The sequence below is a fragment of the Acidisoma sp. S159 genome (assembly GCF_009766125.1).
In the GTDB taxonomy this organism is placed as follows: Bacteria; Pseudomonadota; Alphaproteobacteria; order Acetobacterales; family Acetobacteraceae; genus Acidisoma.
Map to the genome: position 1 here is coordinate 13060 of NZ_LMUG01000008.1, position 15269 is coordinate 28328.

A 15269-nucleotide genomic window follows, 5' to 3' on the forward strand; every position below is an offset into this window, starting at 1 on the left:
GTGATGGCAAAGGAGTTCCGCCCGATATGTCCGCCTCCGCTGCCCGGCCTTTGCCGCCTAGCCTCTATGCCGAGACCGCCATTGCGGCGCCCGATCTGCCGCGGCTGGAAGGGAAGGCGCGCGCCACCGTTGGCGTCATCGGCGGCGGTATCACGGGGCTGTCCACGGCTTTGCATCTTGCCGAGCGCGGCATCGATGTGGCGCTGGTGGAGGCGCATGAGCCGGGCTGGGGGGCGTCTGGCCGCAATGGCGGGCAGGTCAATCCTGGCCTCAAGCCGGATCCCGATGATGTCGAGCGCGACTTCGGAGAACTTGGCCAGCGCATGGTGCGCTTCTCCTACGCGGCACCGGAGGCGCTGTTCCGCCTGGTGGAGCGGCATCAGCTACGCTGCGAGGCGCGGCAGGCTGGCACATTGCGGGCCGCCACCAACGCGAAAACCCTGAGTGGCCTCGCCAAGCTGGCGGCGCAGTATGAACGACGCGGCCTCAGCGCTCAGCTATTGGACGCAGCGGCAGCAGCCGAGGCCACCGGCACGGTTCGGTATACGGGGATCTTGCGGGACCCGACCGGCGGCTCGGTTCAGCCGCTCGGCTATGCGCGGGGACTTGCCAAGGCTGCCACGTCGGCGGGCGCGCGGATCTTCGCGGCCAGCCCGGCGACGGCGCTGCTTCGGGAAGCGGGCGGCTGGCGCATTACGACGCCGAATGGCGTTCTCAGTGCGGAGCGGCTGGTGATCGGCACCAATGGCTATTCCGATGACCTCTGGCCGAAACTGCGGCGCAGCGTGGTGCCGCTTTTCTCCGGCATCACGGCTACCGAGAAATTACCGGAAGCGGTGGCCGCGACGATCATGCCCGGGGGCGGCGTGCTATACGAGCTTGGCCACATCACCGTCTATTACCGCGTCGATGTCGAAGGACGGCTGCTCATGGGCGGGCGGAGCGCCTCGCGCGATCTTGCTGGACCGGACGCCTTTGGCTTCCTGCAAGATTACGCGCGGCGTTTGTGGCCGGCGCTCACGGGCGTTCGCTGGACTCATGGCTGGAACGGGCAACTCGCGATGACGCCGGACCATTATCCGCATCTGCATGAGCCGGAGCCCGATGTCTTGATCGCCCTCGGCTACAACGGCCGGGGTGTCGCGATGGCGACCGCGATGGGCGGCATCATCGCGCGGCGCATCGCGGGCGAGGCGCCGGATACGCTGGATATGCCGGTGACCGCGATCACGCCGATGCGCTTGCATGCCCTCTGGCCGCTGGCGGTCCAGGGAACGATCGCCTGGGGGCGGCTGCGCGACAGGCTCGGCGTATGACGGTGCTGGCGCTGACGGGCGGGCGAGTCCTCACCGCGGAAGGGCTGCGTGCCGACGCGACCGTGCTCGTTATGGATGGAGTAATTCTCGACATCGTGGCACGCCCACCGAGCGGTGCGGAGATCCGGCGGCTGGCGGAAAGCGACATCCTCGCACCCGGCTTCATCGATGTGCAGGCCAATGGTGGTGGCGGCGTGCTGTTCAACACGACGCCGACCGCCGAGGCGGCGCTTGCCATTGCGGCGGCGCATCGCCGCTACGGCACCACGTCTTTGCTGCCCACGCTCATCACCGACCGGCCGGAGGTGATGGCGCAAGCCGTCGCGGCGGCGCGCGAGGCCATGACCCATCCGGATGGCGGTGTCGCGGGCATTCACCTTGAGGGACCGTTCCTCAGCCCGAAGCGTCCCGGCGTGCATGACCCGCGGCTCATCCGCAGAATGGCGGCGGAGGACGCGTCCTGGATCACGGCGCAGGCGCCGTCGTTGCCGCTTCTGCTGACACTCGCGCCGGAAGAAGTTGAGGACGACTTCCTGGAGATGCTAGCGCGGGCAGGGGCCATTCTCAGCGCCGGCCATACCGCCGCGAGCTTCGAGCGGATCGGTGAGGCGGTGGCGCTCGGCCTGACGGGCGTGACGCATCTCTACAATGCGATGCCGCCATTGGTGGGGCGCGAGCCGGGGCCGGTGGGAGCGGCACTGCTCGATGACGGGCTGTGGTGCGGGCTCATCGTGGACGGCGTGCACGTCCATGCGGCATCGCTGAAGCTGGCGCTGGCGGCGCGTCCGGCCGAGCGCATGTTGCTGGTGACGGATGCGATGTCGGTGCTGGGAACCACCGACGAAAGCTTCCAGCTTTACGGCGAGACGATTGTCCGCCGCCGCGGCCGGCTGGAACGCGCGGACGGCACATTGGCCGGCGCCGATCTCGACATGGCGACGGCGGTGCACAACAGCGTGTCGCTTCTCGGCCTCGACCTTGCGCGCGCATTGCGCATGGCATCGACCTATCCGGCCGCCTTCATGCACCTCACCGATCGCGGCCGCATCGCGCCCGGTTTGCGGGCGGATTTTGTGTTGTTAAGCGAAACGCTGGGGGTGCGCGATACCTGGGTTGGTGGCCGATCGGCGGCGTTATCCGGCTGACCGACTTGATCGCGACGCCGGTGTTGGCGGCTGCTACCTACAGCAGGATGTCTTTGGTTTGAACCATTCTCGTTCCGCCACGTCATGCTCGGCGAAGGCCGAGCACCTTTGCTTGCTTCACGAACGTAAGGCGTGGATGGCACGGAGTGCCCACACGCCTTCGCGTGCCATGACGGATCTCCGGAACTCGGTTCGATATTGGCCCATCCCGCACTAAGTCGGCGATGATTCCGCGCGTTCCATCGACGTGATGGAATAAAACGCGCCAATGACACCAGGCGAAGATCGGCTACTCGGCCGCCGCGCCCTCATCATCCGGCGTCGCCACGCTGAACTGGTCACGGCCCGCAGTTTTGGCGGCGTAAAGCGCTAAGTCGGCGCGTTCGACAAGGCGGAGCCCATCCGTTGCATCACGCGGACGGCAAGACGCGGCACCGATGCTGACGGTGACCAGGCCACTCGGCGAATCCTCATGCACCAAGTTCAATTCTCTGATCGCCGCAAGGATCTTCGCGGCGAGCTCGGTGGCGCCGGTCAGATTGGTGTCCGGCAGAAGCACGACGAATTCCTCGCCACCGTAGCGTGCGACGAGATCCGCCGGACGGCGCGGCACGCGCTCCAAAGCCTCCGCGACGCGGCGGAGACAGCTATCGCCGGCGGCATGGCCGTAACGGTCGTTGAAAGCCTTGAAGCGGTCAGCATCGATCATAAGAAGTGCGACCGAGTGCCCGGCACGGATCGCCCGCGCGATTTCCGCCTCCAGCGCCTGACTGAAATGCCGCCGGTTCGCGACATTGGTAAGGCCGTCGGTCAGCGCCAGACGCTGCAGTGCGGTCGCCATCGTGTTCAAGGTGTTGCCGAGCAGGCGCAACTCGCTGACCGGCACTCTGGGAAGATCGGCCCGCGCACCAAGCTCGCCCTCGCTGAGGCGGCGTGCGACGCCGGTCAGCAGCCGCACCGGCCTGATGACGCTGCTTTCCGCCAGCCAGGCGGCAGCCGCCACGGCGGCGAGCACAGCGAGGAGCGCGAAGCACAGCGAAATCAGAAGATGCGTGTTCGCGTCATGCGTGACGCCTTCCCAGTCGATGCCGACGGCCAGGATAGCACCTGGATGCGGCGTGCCGGCGCTGACGGTCTGCATCGGGGCGTAACCGTAAATGCAGGATTTTCGATCCGGCCCCGCGCCATTGACGACACCGCCGAGCGGATTGCTGCGGAAGGCGAGCAAAGCGGGGTGGGTGGGATCCTGCTCACCGCTGATTCCCGCAATGGGGGAGGAGGTAGCGAGCAAGGTCGATGTTTGCGAATCGATGATGACGGCACGGTTGTTGGGGTCACCCGCGATCTGGCTCGCGAGCTTGGCGAACCAGCCGAGGTCGAGCTCAGCGACAAAAACGCCGGACGGGTCCGTGCCAAGTCCCGGCAATGGCGCCATCGCGGCGATGCTTTGCTGCACGCGCACTCCGGCGATCGGCTGCGGGCGCGTCAGCGCGAAAGCCTCGCCATGGGGTTGCACGACATGGCGAAATTCGCCCCAGCCGGAAAGATCCGCGCCAACAGCGGCCGGCACGCTGGCGCAGACGATGCGGCCGCTGATGTCGGTTGTGGCGAGAAAGAGGATTTGCGGATGGTCGCGCTCAACCGCGTGGAGCACCGCGTTGCAGGAGGTGCCGTTGCTGGGATTGGAGAATTCGGGCACGCGGCCGAGCACGCGGAAGACGTCCTGCACTTCCTGGATGACGTCGTTCTCCTGCGCCGCACCGATCTGCGCGAGGGACGCGGCATGGGTACGGGCGGAAGCGATGACTTGCTCGCGGCTGGACTCGGCCTGGACGATCAGCAGAGCCACGAGGGGCGTCATGGCAAGGACGGTAAGGAGGACGAGTCGGCTGCGCAGCCCGCTGGGTGTCAGGCGACTGAGGAAGGAGGGGCGCGCGGGCATGCCCTTCGCAATTAGCACGTTCTAGATAAGGAGCGCAGGGCTGAATAAAGAGAAACGTTGGTCCCAGCGCAGCCGGCAGCTACCAAAGGTCAGCCCAGGTTGATGAGGCGGGGCCGCCGATCCTCGTCCAGCGCGACGAACGTAAAGACTGCCTTCGTGACTGGAACCGTCTCCGTTTCGAAGCGCGTGCGACGCACCGCCTCCACAGAGATCTTCATCGAGGTGCGGCCAACCGACAGTAATTCGCCGAAAAAACTCACCTCGTCACCGACATGGACGGGCGCGAGAAACGCCATGCCATCCACCGCGGCCGTCACGCAGCGCCCCTTGGCGAGGCGCTGCGCCAGATTGCCGGCCGCGAGGTCCATCTGCGCCATCAGCCAACCGCCAAAGATATCCCCGGAGGGATTGGTGTCCTTCGGCATGGCGATGACGCGGATGAGGGGCTCGCGCTCGGTCATAGCGTAGGGATTGGAGCGCGATGATCTACTACTGAACCGCGCCCCAAGTATCCGTCATGGCACGCACAGGCCTGCCATCCACGCCTTACCTTAGTGAGGCAAGCAAGGCCTGGATGCTCGGCCTGCGCCGAGCATGACGTGATGGAGTGAGAACGGTTCAACCAGAGACATCCTCCTCTAGAGGCTGCGCTCGATCCAGGCTTTCAGCACGCTCTTCGGCGCCGCGCCGACCTGGGTCGCCGCCGGCTTGCCGTTATTGAACAGGATCAGAGTCGGGATGCCGCGTACCGCGTAGTTGTTCGGGGTCTCGGGATTCTCGTCGATATTGACCTTCGCGATGGTCAGCTTGCCCTCGTACTCGGCCGCGATCTCCTCGAGCGCCGGAGAGATTGCGCGGCAGGGGCCGCACCACTCGGCCCAGAAGTCGACAACCACGGGACCCGTGGCCTTCAGCACGTCCTCGTTGAAGCTCGCATCCGTAACGGCCTTGGTATTTCCAGCCATGGGAACCTCGCTTGAGCCGACGCCCTGGGGCGGAGCGGCGATGATGGGATGTTGACGTGAATCTGGTCCCTCGGCGGCTCCGGGGCAAGCTTTCGCTGCGGCGCGTCAGCCTTGTCCATGGGTTGTAGAAGGCCGCTGCGCGCCCGGCGCATGGGGATCGAGCAGCGACTCGGCAAGCTCGGCGACCGTCGCGGTCTCGGTCCAGACCAGGGCACAGCGGACACGGTGGTCTGGGAAGATCGCCCGCAAGAGGGCGCGGTAGGCCGCCATTTGGCGCAGATACAGCACCGGAGTCGCCTCCACGGCCTCGGGCGGCTGGCGGTTCGTCTTGTAGTCGATGGCGAGCACCACCCCATCCGAGACTGCCAGGCGATCCACGACGCCCGTGATCACCAGCCCGGCAACCTCGCCCGCGAGCGGCACCTCGGCACGGCTGCCGGGGGCGAAGGCCATGACGAGCGCCGGATGGCGAAGGAGGGCGACGACGCTTGCCGCGAGGCTTTGAGCTTCTTCACCACCAAGGCCGGTGCCGCTGCGGCCAAGATAGGCGCGCGCCGCGGCGAGCCGCTCCGGGTCCGGCAGCGCGGGCAAGTGCTGCAGCAGTCCGTGGATCAGGGTGCCGCGCCCGAACCGCTGCTCGGGCGCCACGCCGCGCAGCAGCGGAGAACCCGCCTGAGGTACCGGACCAAGTGACACGTTCTCCGGCCGGCTCGGCGCGAGGGGCTGAGGTCTGGCAGCCTCGGGCGGCGGCATGGCGGCTTGCCAGAACGGCGCCGTGCCCGCCCATTGTGGCAAAGCGGCGACAGCGGAAGCGGCTGCTGCCGTCTTGCGCTTGATGGGCCGACGCTGCGGCGAGTCGAGCGCCAGCCAGGCGCCTGGCCACTCAGTTTCGGGTATTGCGGACGGCACCGTCTCCGCGCCGATCGCCGCGAAGCCCTTGGCGGCGAGGCTGTGCCAGGACGCCATGTTGCCGCGTGTCGCCGTTTCCCAGCCGCAGATGATGAGACGGTCCTCGGCCCGCGTCAGCGCGACATAAAGGAGGCGGTGGTGCTCCTCCGTGGCGCGCTGCTGCATCGTCTGACGGAAAGCACGGCTGCGGTCGCAGTGCAGATCCTTGCGTGGGCAGAAGATGGGCAGATCGAGCTCGTCCTCCATCTGGTCCCGCATCCAGAGCAGTTGCACCCGATCCGCAGCGGGCAATGCGCCGCTATCTGCGAGAATGACCAGAGGCGCTTGCAAACCCTTGGAGGCATGGACGGTCATGATCCGCACGGCATCGCCCGCCGCGTCCGGCTCACGCTTCGCCTCTGCGGTGGACTGGCGCAGCCAGTGGAGAAAGCCCTGCAGCGAGGGCGGATGCGCGGCGGCATAGGCTAGGGCGGCGCCCAGCAACTCATCGACGGGCTCGGCGGCTTCCGGTCCCAGCCGAGCGAAAAGCCTGGCGCGTCCGCCCTGGGCGCCGAGCGCCTGGGTGAGGAGCGCATGCGGCGAGGCGTAATCGACACGTGCGAGCAAGGCGCGAAAATGGGCGAGGGCGGCGGTCCATTCGGGCCGCTCGATCGCACGGGCCTGGAGCGCATCGTAGAGGCGATCCTGTGGCCGTCCGGCGGCGAGCGCCATCAGACTGTCGTCGGACAGACCACCGAGCGGACTGGTGAGCCAACAGGCGAACGAGAGGTCGTCCTCGGGCAATAGCAGCGCGTCGCAAAGGGCGATGAGGTCCTGCACCGCGGGCTGGCGCACGAGCGTGAGGCGATCGAGTCCGGCGACTGGGACCCCCGCCGCCTTCAGCGCGCGGACCAGCGCATTCGCCATCGGCGCGCGTTTGCGCAGGAGGATGAGGATATCGCCCGGGCGCAGTGGCCGCCCTTGGCTTTCCAGCATCGCGCCTTCGGCGATCTGCCGCGCGATCCAGGCGGCGACTGCCCGCGCCACGGTCTCGGGGCCGGAGGTCTGGGCGAGGTTGCGCTCGGGAATGGTCCAGGCTTGCGGCGGAGCCTTCTGCGGCTGTGGGACAAGCGGCCAGATCTCGACGCGCCCGGCATCGTCCGGCCGGGCAGAGACATGCGCGAGCGGCGGGGCGCCGGGTTCCACCACGCCCTGCCGCGCGGTGGGATCGGCGAAGACTGCGTCAACCAGTTGCAGCACCGGCCTAGTCGAGCGGAAGGAGACGTCGAGCGCGCCGTCATGCCAGGGTTCGGCGGCCGCGCGGACCCGCTCAGCGAGCACGCGGCGCCATTCGTCGAAGGAGGCGAGGTCCGCGCCCTGGAAGCCGTAGATCGACTGTTTGCGGTCGCCCACGGCGAAGACCGTCCGGGGCTCCTGCCGCGCGCCGGTGCCGGCGAAGAACTCGGCGGTGAGGCTGCCGGCGATGGTCCATTGCGCGGGCGCCGTGTCCTGCACCTCGTCCAGCAGCAGATGGTCGAGGCCGTGGTCCATTTTGAACAGCACCCAGGCGGCGCCCGGATCATGCAGCAAGGCATTGGAGCGCGTGATGAGATCGCCGTAATCCATCAGCGCCTCGCGCTGCCGCCGCTTGGTTTGACCACGCAGTACCGGCAGCGCCAGGCGCAGGAAGGACGCGGAGAGATCCGCGAGCCGGGTCGCGGCGAAGGCGTCGGTCAGGCCGACGAGGCGGCTCTGCTCGGCCTCGATGATGGGCCAGATTTCAGGCCGTGCGGCGTCCAGGCCCTTGTTGACGAAGAATTTCTGGGCAGTGGCGGTCTCGTCCTTGTTGAGGAAGCCGCGCAGCCAGGTGTCCCAGGCCGCTTTTCTTTCAGGTGCGGGCAGCGCGAGCCAATCCAGCAGGCGCAGCGCCCTCTCTTTCGCGGAGGCGGTGCCGCCAGCGGCGATGCCCTCAAGCGCCGCCCGAACGTGGCTTTCACGCGGCCAGTTTAGCGCGGCCGCCCAAAGCTCTGCCTCCGACCGGTGGGCGCCGAGGGCTATCCGTTGCCGTGCGACCAGGGCTTCCGTGTCATGGCGAAGCAGTCCCGACATGCGCTCCCGCGCGCCATCGACTTCGCGGATCAGGCGGTCGAGGTCGTCGGCGCTGATCTGGCCGGCGAGGCTATCCACCGCGTGTCGCAGGGCGGGTTCCTCATCGCGCATCCCAGCGAGCATGCGCTCCTGCTCCTCCCGCAGGCTGAGCTGGGCATCGCGCTCGTCCAGCAGGCGGAAATGCGGGGAGATGCCGGCTTCGAGAGGGAAACGACGGAGCAGCGACTGGCAGAAGGCGTGGATGGTGTCGATCCGCATCCCGCCTGGAAGGTCGAGCACGGTGGCGAATAGCGCTCGAGCCCGCTGCCGCACCGCTTCCGATCGTTCCGCGCCCAGCTCCCGCAACCCGTCATCGAGGTCGGTGTCGTCGAGCGTTACCCAGCGCCCGAGCCGGTCTTGCAGCCGCAGCGCCATTTCGGCGGCGGCGTTGCGGGTGAAGGTCAGGCAGAGGATGCGGCCGGGATGCACGCCGGCGAGCATGAGGCGCAGCAGCCGGTCGGTGAGAAGCTTGGTCTTCCCGGATCCCGCGGAGGCCGCGACGAAGGTCGAGACTTTCGGGTCGGACGCGGCTTGCTGATGGCCGGTGGCGCGAGCGCGCGCTTCGGCCACCGCATCGGTGGGGCTGTCGTCGGCGAGGGCGCTCATGTCGCATCCTCCCCGCTGCCACCCCATTCGCCGAGCCGGGCAAGTTGGCCGTATGCCGAGTCACGCACGATGCGGCCGGGATGCGGACGCGCGAGATAAGGCGTGGCGGGGTCGTTGAAACGCGCCACTAAGGCAGCCAGCGCCTCGACCGCCTGAGCCGCGAGATTGGCGAGCAAAGCCGCGTCACCGTCGCCGATGATCACGAGGTTGCCCGGGTCATGGCCGCCCTGGAGCCGCCAATAGGCGAGTTCGCCAGCCGGTCCGGTCACTTCATCGCCGAAGGCGCCGAGCGCGGCCATCGCCGCTTCCAGCACGAGCTGCGGCCGATGGCCGTCGATCACCTGCTGCGCGGGCGGCGGCGCGCCGGTCTTGTAGTCGATGATGGCGAGGGTACCGTCCGTGCGCCTCTCGATCCGGTCGGCTCGGCCGGTCAGCGTGAAGGGTCCGCTGGGCGTTTGCAGCACAAGTTCGCCCGAGCGTTCGGTGGCGACCGCGGCGATCTCGATCAGCGCGCGGCGGCGGGTCTCCTCCCCGGCGATCCAATCGGCGATGCGGAGCAGGCGCGGGCGCCACCAGTTGGCCAGCGCCGGTCGAAGGCGGGCCTCGCCGAGAGCGCGCTCCATCGCGACGCGCAGCCTTTCCGGCGAGGCAGCGTTCCAGGTCGCAGCGGCCTCCGCGAGGAACAGTTCCATGCCGCGATGGACGAGGCGGCCATAATCGGCGGCATCCGTCGCCTGGTCGATCGGGTCCAGCTCGCGCAGGCGGAGGATGCGCTGTGCATAGAGGGCGTAGGGATCAGCGATCCAGGTCTCGATCTGGGTAACGCTGAGCCTGCGCGGACGTTGCGCCACCGGCGGGCGGGGTGCGGGCGGCGATACGGGGCGCGGCGCCCCTTGTGGCTGATCCAGCGCCTCGGCCCAGCGGGCTGCGGGATGTTCGGGAAGCGTGATGCCGCCGCCAGCGAGCAGCGCCTCCAGTCGTTTGATCCAGCGCGCGGGCACGGCCGGAGCGCCGTTCAACCGGCGCGGGGTGCTCAGGACGACGGTGGGGGCGGCGCAGGCGAGGGACACGAAGTCATGCGCGGCCTGGCCGATCGCCTCCTCAGGCGACGGCAAGCCGGCCTCCTCGCGCATCCGGCGGCTCAGCCAGGGGCCGGGGTCGGTGGCGGGTGGCCAGACGCCTTCGACCAAGCCGCCGAGAACGATCAGCTCCGCGCTTTGCAAGCGGGCCTCAAGGGCGCCCCAGATGAAAACGCGGGGATGCAGCGTGGCGCCGCTGCCACGTTCCCGGCCGCGCAGCGCGCGGCGGCTACGCACCACGGCGCCCTCCAAAAGCGCGTCTAACAGGCCGGGTAGGGTCGCGGGCAGGCAATCCGGCAGCGTCGCCAGGGCGGGCAAAGCGTCGGCCAGCAGCGTGGCGACAGCTTCGCCTTCCTCGGCGGCCCATAGGACATCCGCGCCGTCCTCCTCGTCATTCGCGGCGACCGCTTCAGCGCTGGCTAAAAGTCCCGACAGAAGGGCGGCGGGAGAGGCGGCGAAAGTGCCATCGGCGATACGCAGCAGCGGCAGCAGCGCCGCCTGAACCCGGTCGAGCAAGTCGCGCGCAATGACCGCATCCGCCTCCTTGACGCGCCGTGCCAGACCGAGAGCTTGGCGCAGGCCGGGCAGGCCCGGCGAAGGCCGCGGGCCTCGCAAGCAGATACCTTCGAGCTTGCGCGCGGCGGCCCGGCACTCAGCGGGCGGCAGGCCAAAGGCGGCGAGAGGGTGTTTCAGGAGAGAGAGCAGCGGCACCGGGGCGAGACCCTCCGCCACCGCCTGGGCGAGCAGGCGCAGCAGGGTCGCGGGGGGTGTCTCGGCGAGGCTTTCACCGGCGCTGTCATCGGCGAGGACGCCGAACCGGCCGAGTTCTGCCGCCACCCGCGCCGCCAAGGCGCGATCGGGCGTTACCAGCACGGCGCGGCTGCGGGGCGTTTCCAGCGTGTCGCGGAGAATGAGGGCGATGGCGACCGCTTCCTGCTGCTGGTCGGTTGCTCGCAGCCTCGACAGGCCCGCGGTCGCACCTTCCAGACTCGCCGTGTCGCCCTGGCGCCAATCGCCGAGGGCTTCCGCGGGAAGCAGCGCGCGAGAGAAAACAGCGAAGCGGGAAGGCGGCGGACGAGGAGGCGCGCCACTCTCGAAGTCCCGCACATCGCCGCTCGTCGCGCCCATCGCGGTGAGGAAATGGCCCAGCCCGTGTTGCGGATGACCATGGGTTAGGCTCTTCCACGCCGCGTCCGGCATGCCGTGGTCGAGGCCAGGAAGAATAACCGCGCCCTGCGGCAGGCCAGCGACGATCCGGGCGAGGCGGGCGACCGCCGGAATGCCGCCGGTCACGCCCGCGACCCAGACCGGCGCCTCGGGCGGTGCTGCCTTCCAGGCCTCGGCCTGAGCGCGCAGGAGTGCGTTCTGTCGCGCGACCGGATCCATCAAGCCAGTCTCGGCAAGAACGGCCGGCCATTGCTCCGTCGCGATGGTCAGGAAGGTGAGGGTCTTCTGCCAATGTGCGGCGAGTTCCTCGGGCACCGCGGCTTCCAATGCCTGAGCGAGCGGCACCTCGGCGCGCTCGGCCTCGTCGAGCAGCCGGGCCAGCTCGCGGGCGAGGCGCCAGGCGGCGTCCAGTCCGGCGCCGACACCCATCGCCTGTTCGAGCGCCAGAATGAGGCGGGTGAGGGCGGCCAGGCGCTGCGCTTCAGGAATAGCCGGAGCCAGCAAGTCCGAGGTGCCACCGAGGATCAGCGGCGTTTCGTCCGGCGCGCCGATCGCCGCGATGCGCGGCAGCAGCATCGGCCGCCCGTCGGTGGCTCGCAGGAATGCCTCGCCTAGGGACCGCGCGGCGCGCCGCGTGGGCAGTAGAATAAGCCCCTCGGCCTGCGCCAGAGGAGATGGACCTTGGCGGGCGAGCCAGATTGCCGCCAGCGTGTCGAGGAAGGGGCGGTCGGGCGGGATGTCGAAAAGCTGGAGCGGCCTCACCGAGGCTCCCCGGAGACATGATCGCGCAGACGGTTTTCGGCCCAGGCGAGGTCGGCGGGTCTCGAGAGGTGGAACCACAACCCGTCATGGACGACGCCGCGCAGCCGCTCTTTCGCCATGGCGCGATCCCAGAGCCGGTTCATGCTGAAGGGTGCGGGCGGCGCGTCCTGGAACAGGCGGGGCGTGAGGATCTGGAGACCGGCAAAGACATAGGGCACGATCTCGCGCTCACGCGGACGGCGGGGGATGCCCCAGCGATCCAGCGCGAAATCCCCTGCGCCGACTTCGCCCACAACATGGGCGCCGCGATGAAAGGCCAGCACGCCATCGGCCTCCGTCTCCGCTGTCATCGCACCCGCAAGACGGTCGAGGATTGGAATTGGGCCGTCGAGCCAGAAGGCGTCGCCGTTGATGACGTAGAAGGGCGCCTCGCCGAGCCAGCCGCGCGCCAGCGCCGTGGCCACGGCGCCGCCGGTGCCCAGCAGCGTCGTCTCGTCCAGCACCCGCACGGCGGGACCATTCACGCGCCCGGCAAGATGGTCGGCAACGGCTTTCGCCTGCCAATGGGCATTGACGACGACCTGTCGCACCCCCACCGCCGCAAGGCGATCCAGCGCATGGTCGAGAAGGGCCCGGCCCTGCAACTGGAGCAGCGCCTTGGCGGTCCCATCGGTCAGCGGCCGCATGCGCGTGCCGAGGCCGGCGGCGAGAACCATCGCGTGGGTCGGCATCTTTGGCCCGGTCATGCGCTGGCGAGCCCCGCGAGCAGCGTGGGCGATCCGCTCAGGCTGGCAAACCGGCTGTCGTCCGGCCCGATGGAAAGCGTGATCGTCAGAGCCTCAGGCGGCGTCTCGCCCAGGCGCTCCGGCCATTCGATGAGGGCGATGTCCCGCACCGCTTCCTCCAGGCCCAGCTCGGCGAGATCATCGGCGCGGTCGATGCGCCAGAGGTCGTAGTGATGCACCGGACCCGCAGGCGTGTCGTAAGTTTGCACCAAGGTGAAGCTCGGGCTTGGCACGTCGAGCGCCGGATCGCCGGTCAGCGCGCGGAGCAAGGCGCGGGCGAAGGCGGTTTTCCCCGCGCCAAGCTGACCTTGCAGCAAAACGACATCGCCTCTCCGCAGCAGAGGCGCGAGCCGCGCCGCCAGTGCCTCCGTTGCCGCAAGTGTTGGCAGGGCGAGGGTCGTCGAGTCGGGTGGTGCGAGCATGGCGGCGACCATGCCTCAAGGGTGATGGGACCGGAAGCGCGTCAGGGGAGGAGATGATCGGTCTCATCATGCTTCGGTTGCGAGCTAGGAAAGACGGTTTTGGCGGTGGCGCGGGTGCTGCTTTAAGGTCCGGCCCTTGTCCGATGAAGACGGGGTTTGGCGGCATGGCTGAGGTTATCGAGACGGATGTTGCCATCGTCGGCGCCGGTCCGGTCGGGCTTTTCGCGGTTTTCGAATGCGGCATGCTCAAGATCCGCAGCGTGCTGATCGACGCGCTGGACGCCGTTGGCGGGCAATGCACCGCGCTCTATCCGGAGAAGCCGATTTACGACATCCCGGCCTATCCCGCGATCGAGGCCGGCGACCTGGTTGGCCGGCTTGAGGCGCAGATCGAGCCCTTCGCGGCTCCCCGGCTGCTCGGGCGGCGGGTGATCGGTCTGTCAGGCCAGGCGGGCGCCTTCACCCTCACCACGGATCGCGGCGATACGATTTTGGCGCGGGCGGTGATCATTGCGGCGGGGGCTGGGGCTTTCGGCCCGAACCGGCCGCCGATCGAGGGGCTCGAAGCCTACGAGGCGACAGGCGGCGTGCAGTATTACGTGCGGCGGCGCGAGGATTTTCGCGGCCGCCGGGTGGTGATCGCGGGGGGCGGCGATTCGGCGGTGGATTGGGCGCTCGCTTTGAAGGACATCGCGGCCTCCGTCGCTGTCATTCACCGGCGGCCGAAATTCCGCGCCGCTCCCGAGATGGCGGCGCGGCTGGATGAGGCGGCGGCGCGCGGCGAGATCGAGATGGTCATCCCGTTCCAGCTACACGGCCTGCGGGGCGAGGCGGGCGCTTTGACGGCTGTCGAGGTCGCGACACTGCAGGGCGAGGTGCGCAGCCTGCCGGCGGATGTGTTGCTGCCCTTTTTCGGGCTGGCAATGGATTTAGGGCCGATCGCGGAATGGGGGATCGCTTTGGAGCGTCATCACGTCCCCGTGACAGCGGCGACCTGCGAAACGAGTCTGCCCGGCGTTTTCGCCATTGGCGACGTCGCGCATTACGCGGGGAAGCTGAAGCTTATTCTTCAGGGATTTTCGGAAGCGGCGATGGCCGCCCATGCGATCCACCCCCTCGTGCATGAGGGGGTGGCGCTGCATTTCGAGTATTCGACCAGCAAAGGCGTGCCGGAAGCGGCATGAAATACCATCCGCCGGCACGCCTACTCAGCCGACGACGAGTAGTATGATGATGATGATGACAACGAGGCCAAGGCCGCCGCCGAGGCCATAGCCATAGTTCGTGAAGCCGCCGCCCCAGAAACCGTAGCCGCCGCCAAATAGCAGTAGCAGGATCAGGATAATGAGAATCAGGCGCATCGCCGGGTGCCTCTTTCCGATAATTAACTAAACGTTAGCTGGATCGGTTTCCCGGCTTGGCAAGGATCGGGGTGCAGAGCTCGGTCGCTCGTTGCCGCATCACAATAATTGGTGATACTACTCGCCCGGCTGCAGGACGCCCTTCTTGAGGATGAGGCAGCCATACAGGCGCCGTTCACCCGTGGCGACGACCGCATAGGCGGTCTTCGCGCGTTCATAGAAGGCGAAACGTTCCACCGGCGTGAGCGCGAATTCCTTGCCACCGAATTTCGTTATCAATCCCGCGAATTCGCTTGCGATGGGCGCGAGTTCGTCAGGCGCATGGACCTGTCTCATGCAGAAAGCGGCCTCTTTCTCGAAGCCATCGAGCGGCATGAGCCGTAGCACGGCTTCCGCCATATGGGTGGCGCTGACGCCATCCGCGCGGACAACGCGCTTGCCCATGCTGGTGGCGGGGAAATTGGCGTCGACGATCACGATTTCGTCGCCATGGCCCATCGCCCGCAGGATAGCGAGAAGCTCCGGACCGATGATGGGGTCGATATGTCGCAGCATGGCGTGTCTCCTCGGCGCATTGGCGCGTGTTTATCGAAAGGTACACCACGGGCGGGGTAGGGCGGCAAGCTTCGCCGTGTTACGGGCGGCGCGAGTATGGCCCGCGAGAAGCCGTGGACTGGGGGGTG

At 68.1% G+C, this 15269-nt stretch carries 12 protein-coding genes; 3 read left to right on the forward strand and 9 right to left on the reverse strand.

What is annotated here, in order from left to right; translation table 11 throughout:
* Positions 1-26 precede the first annotated feature (26 nt).
* Both GSQ92_RS03370 and nagA read left to right on the forward strand, forming a co-directional pair.
* Positions 27-1316 carry an FAD-binding oxidoreductase gene (locus GSQ92_RS03370; RefSeq protein ID WP_158802035.1) on the forward strand — a complete coding sequence of 430 codons (1290 nt, stop codon included), beginning with the start codon at positions 27-29 and terminating at the stop codon, positions 1314-1316.
* On the forward strand, positions 1313-2461 hold the full coding sequence (nagA, locus tag GSQ92_RS03375) for an N-acetylglucosamine-6-phosphate deacetylase (protein ID WP_158802036.1): 1149 nt from the start codon (positions 1313-1315) through the stop codon (positions 2459-2461). The genes GSQ92_RS03370 and nagA overlap by 4 nt, the downstream gene beginning before the upstream one ends.
* A 289-nt stretch (positions 2462-2750) precedes the next feature.
* Here the strand turns inward: nagA and GSQ92_RS03380 are convergent, their stop codons facing one another.
* The 7 genes from GSQ92_RS03380 to tsaE all read right to left on the reverse strand — a co-directional run bounded on the left by GSQ92_RS03380 (position 2751) and on the right by tsaE (position 13225).
* The gene (locus GSQ92_RS03380) at positions 2751-4403 is read right to left on the reverse strand and encodes a diguanylate cyclase (RefSeq protein ID WP_158802037.1); all 1653 of its coding nucleotides are present in this window, start codon (positions 4401-4403) and stop codon (positions 2751-2753) included.
* An 89-nt stretch (positions 4404-4492) separates the two neighbouring features.
* Positions 4493-4864 (reverse strand): acyl-CoA thioesterase, encoded by a 372-nt coding sequence (locus GSQ92_RS03385; protein WP_158802038.1) that lies wholly within the window; start codon positions 4862-4864, stop codon positions 4493-4495.
* Positions 4865-5041: 177 nt separating this feature from the next.
* Positions 5042-5368: a thioredoxin TrxA gene (trxA, locus tag GSQ92_RS03390; protein ID WP_158802039.1), complete on the reverse strand. Its 327-nt coding sequence runs from the start codon at positions 5366-5368 to the stop codon at positions 5042-5044.
* Between the two features lie 105 nt (positions 5369-5473).
* On the reverse strand, positions 5474-9010 hold the full coding sequence (gene addA, locus GSQ92_RS03395; protein WP_158802040.1) for a double-strand break repair helicase AddA: 3537 nt from the start codon (positions 9008-9010) through the stop codon (positions 5474-5476).
* A complete protein-coding gene (gene addB, locus GSQ92_RS03400) occupies positions 9007-12018 on the reverse strand; it encodes a double-strand break repair protein AddB (RefSeq protein WP_159013042.1) in 3012 nt (1003 codons plus the stop codon). The genes addA and addB overlap by 4 nt, the downstream gene beginning before the upstream one ends.
* Positions 12015-12764 carry a nucleotidyltransferase family protein gene (locus GSQ92_RS03405; protein ID WP_254065524.1) on the reverse strand — a complete coding sequence of 250 codons (750 nt, stop codon included), beginning with the start codon at positions 12762-12764 and terminating at the stop codon, positions 12015-12017. The genes addB and GSQ92_RS03405 overlap by 4 nt, the downstream gene beginning before the upstream one ends.
* Positions 12761-13225, reverse strand: a complete 465-nt coding sequence (gene tsaE, locus GSQ92_RS03410) for a tRNA (adenosine(37)-N6)-threonylcarbamoyltransferase complex ATPase subunit type 1 TsaE (RefSeq protein ID WP_158802042.1) — start codon at positions 13223-13225, stop codon at positions 12761-12763. Before tsaE ends, GSQ92_RS03405 begins: the two co-directional genes overlap by 4 nt.
* Positions 13226-13389: 164 nt before the next feature.
* Between tsaE and GSQ92_RS03415 the strand changes: the two genes are divergently transcribed.
* On the forward strand, positions 13390-14409 hold the full coding sequence (locus GSQ92_RS03415; protein WP_158802389.1) for an NAD(P)/FAD-dependent oxidoreductase: 1020 nt from the start codon (positions 13390-13392) through the stop codon (positions 14407-14409).
* 24 nt (positions 14410-14433) lie between these two features.
* Here GSQ92_RS03415 and GSQ92_RS03420 read toward each other — a convergent pair whose 3' ends face one another.
* Positions 14434-14586: a DUF3309 family protein gene (locus tag GSQ92_RS03420; RefSeq protein WP_158802043.1), complete on the reverse strand. Its 153-nt coding sequence runs from the start codon at positions 14584-14586 to the stop codon at positions 14434-14436.
* Between the two features lie 117 nt (positions 14587-14703).
* On the reverse strand, positions 14704-15141 hold the full coding sequence (locus GSQ92_RS03425; protein WP_158802044.1) for an RbsD/FucU family protein: 438 nt from the start codon (positions 15139-15141) through the stop codon (positions 14704-14706).
* Positions 15142-15269 lie beyond the last annotated feature (128 nt).

Coding starts and splice junctions, on each gene's coding strand:
- GSQ92_RS03425 (WP_158802044.1), bottom strand. CDS start 15,141: ATGCTGCGACATATCGACCCCATCATCGGTCCGGAGCTTCTCGCTATC.
- addA (WP_158802040.1), bottom strand. CDS start 9,010: ATGAGCGCCCTCGCCGACGACAGCCCCACCGATGCGGTGGCCGAAGCG.
- GSQ92_RS03405 (WP_254065524.1), bottom strand. CDS start 12,764: ATGACCGGGCCAAAGATGCCGACCCACGCGATGGTTCTCGCCGCCGGC.
- trxA (WP_158802039.1), bottom strand. CDS start 5,368: ATGGCTGGAAATACCAAGGCCGTTACGGATGCGAGCTTCAACGAGGAC.
- tsaE (WP_158802042.1), bottom strand. CDS start 13,225: ATGCTCGCACCACCCGACTCGACGACCCTCGCCCTGCCAACACTTGCG.
- GSQ92_RS03370 (WP_158802035.1), top strand. CDS start 27: ATGTCCGCCTCCGCTGCCCGGCCTTTGCCGCCTAGCCTCTATGCCGAG.
- nagA (WP_158802036.1), top strand. CDS start 1,313: ATGACGGTGCTGGCGCTGACGGGCGGGCGAGTCCTCACCGCGGAAGGG.
- GSQ92_RS03385 (WP_158802038.1), bottom strand. CDS start 4,864: ATGACCGAGCGCGAGCCCCTCATCCGCGTCATCGCCATGCCGAAGGAC.
- GSQ92_RS03415 (WP_158802389.1), top strand. CDS start 13,390: ATGGCTGAGGTTATCGAGACGGATGTTGCCATCGTCGGCGCCGGTCCG.
- GSQ92_RS03380 (WP_158802037.1), bottom strand. CDS start 4,403: ATGCCCGCGCGCCCCTCCTTCCTCAGTCGCCTGACACCCAGCGGGCTG.
- GSQ92_RS03420 (WP_158802043.1), bottom strand. CDS start 14,586: ATGCGCCTGATTCTCATTATCCTGATCCTGCTACTGCTATTTGGCGGC.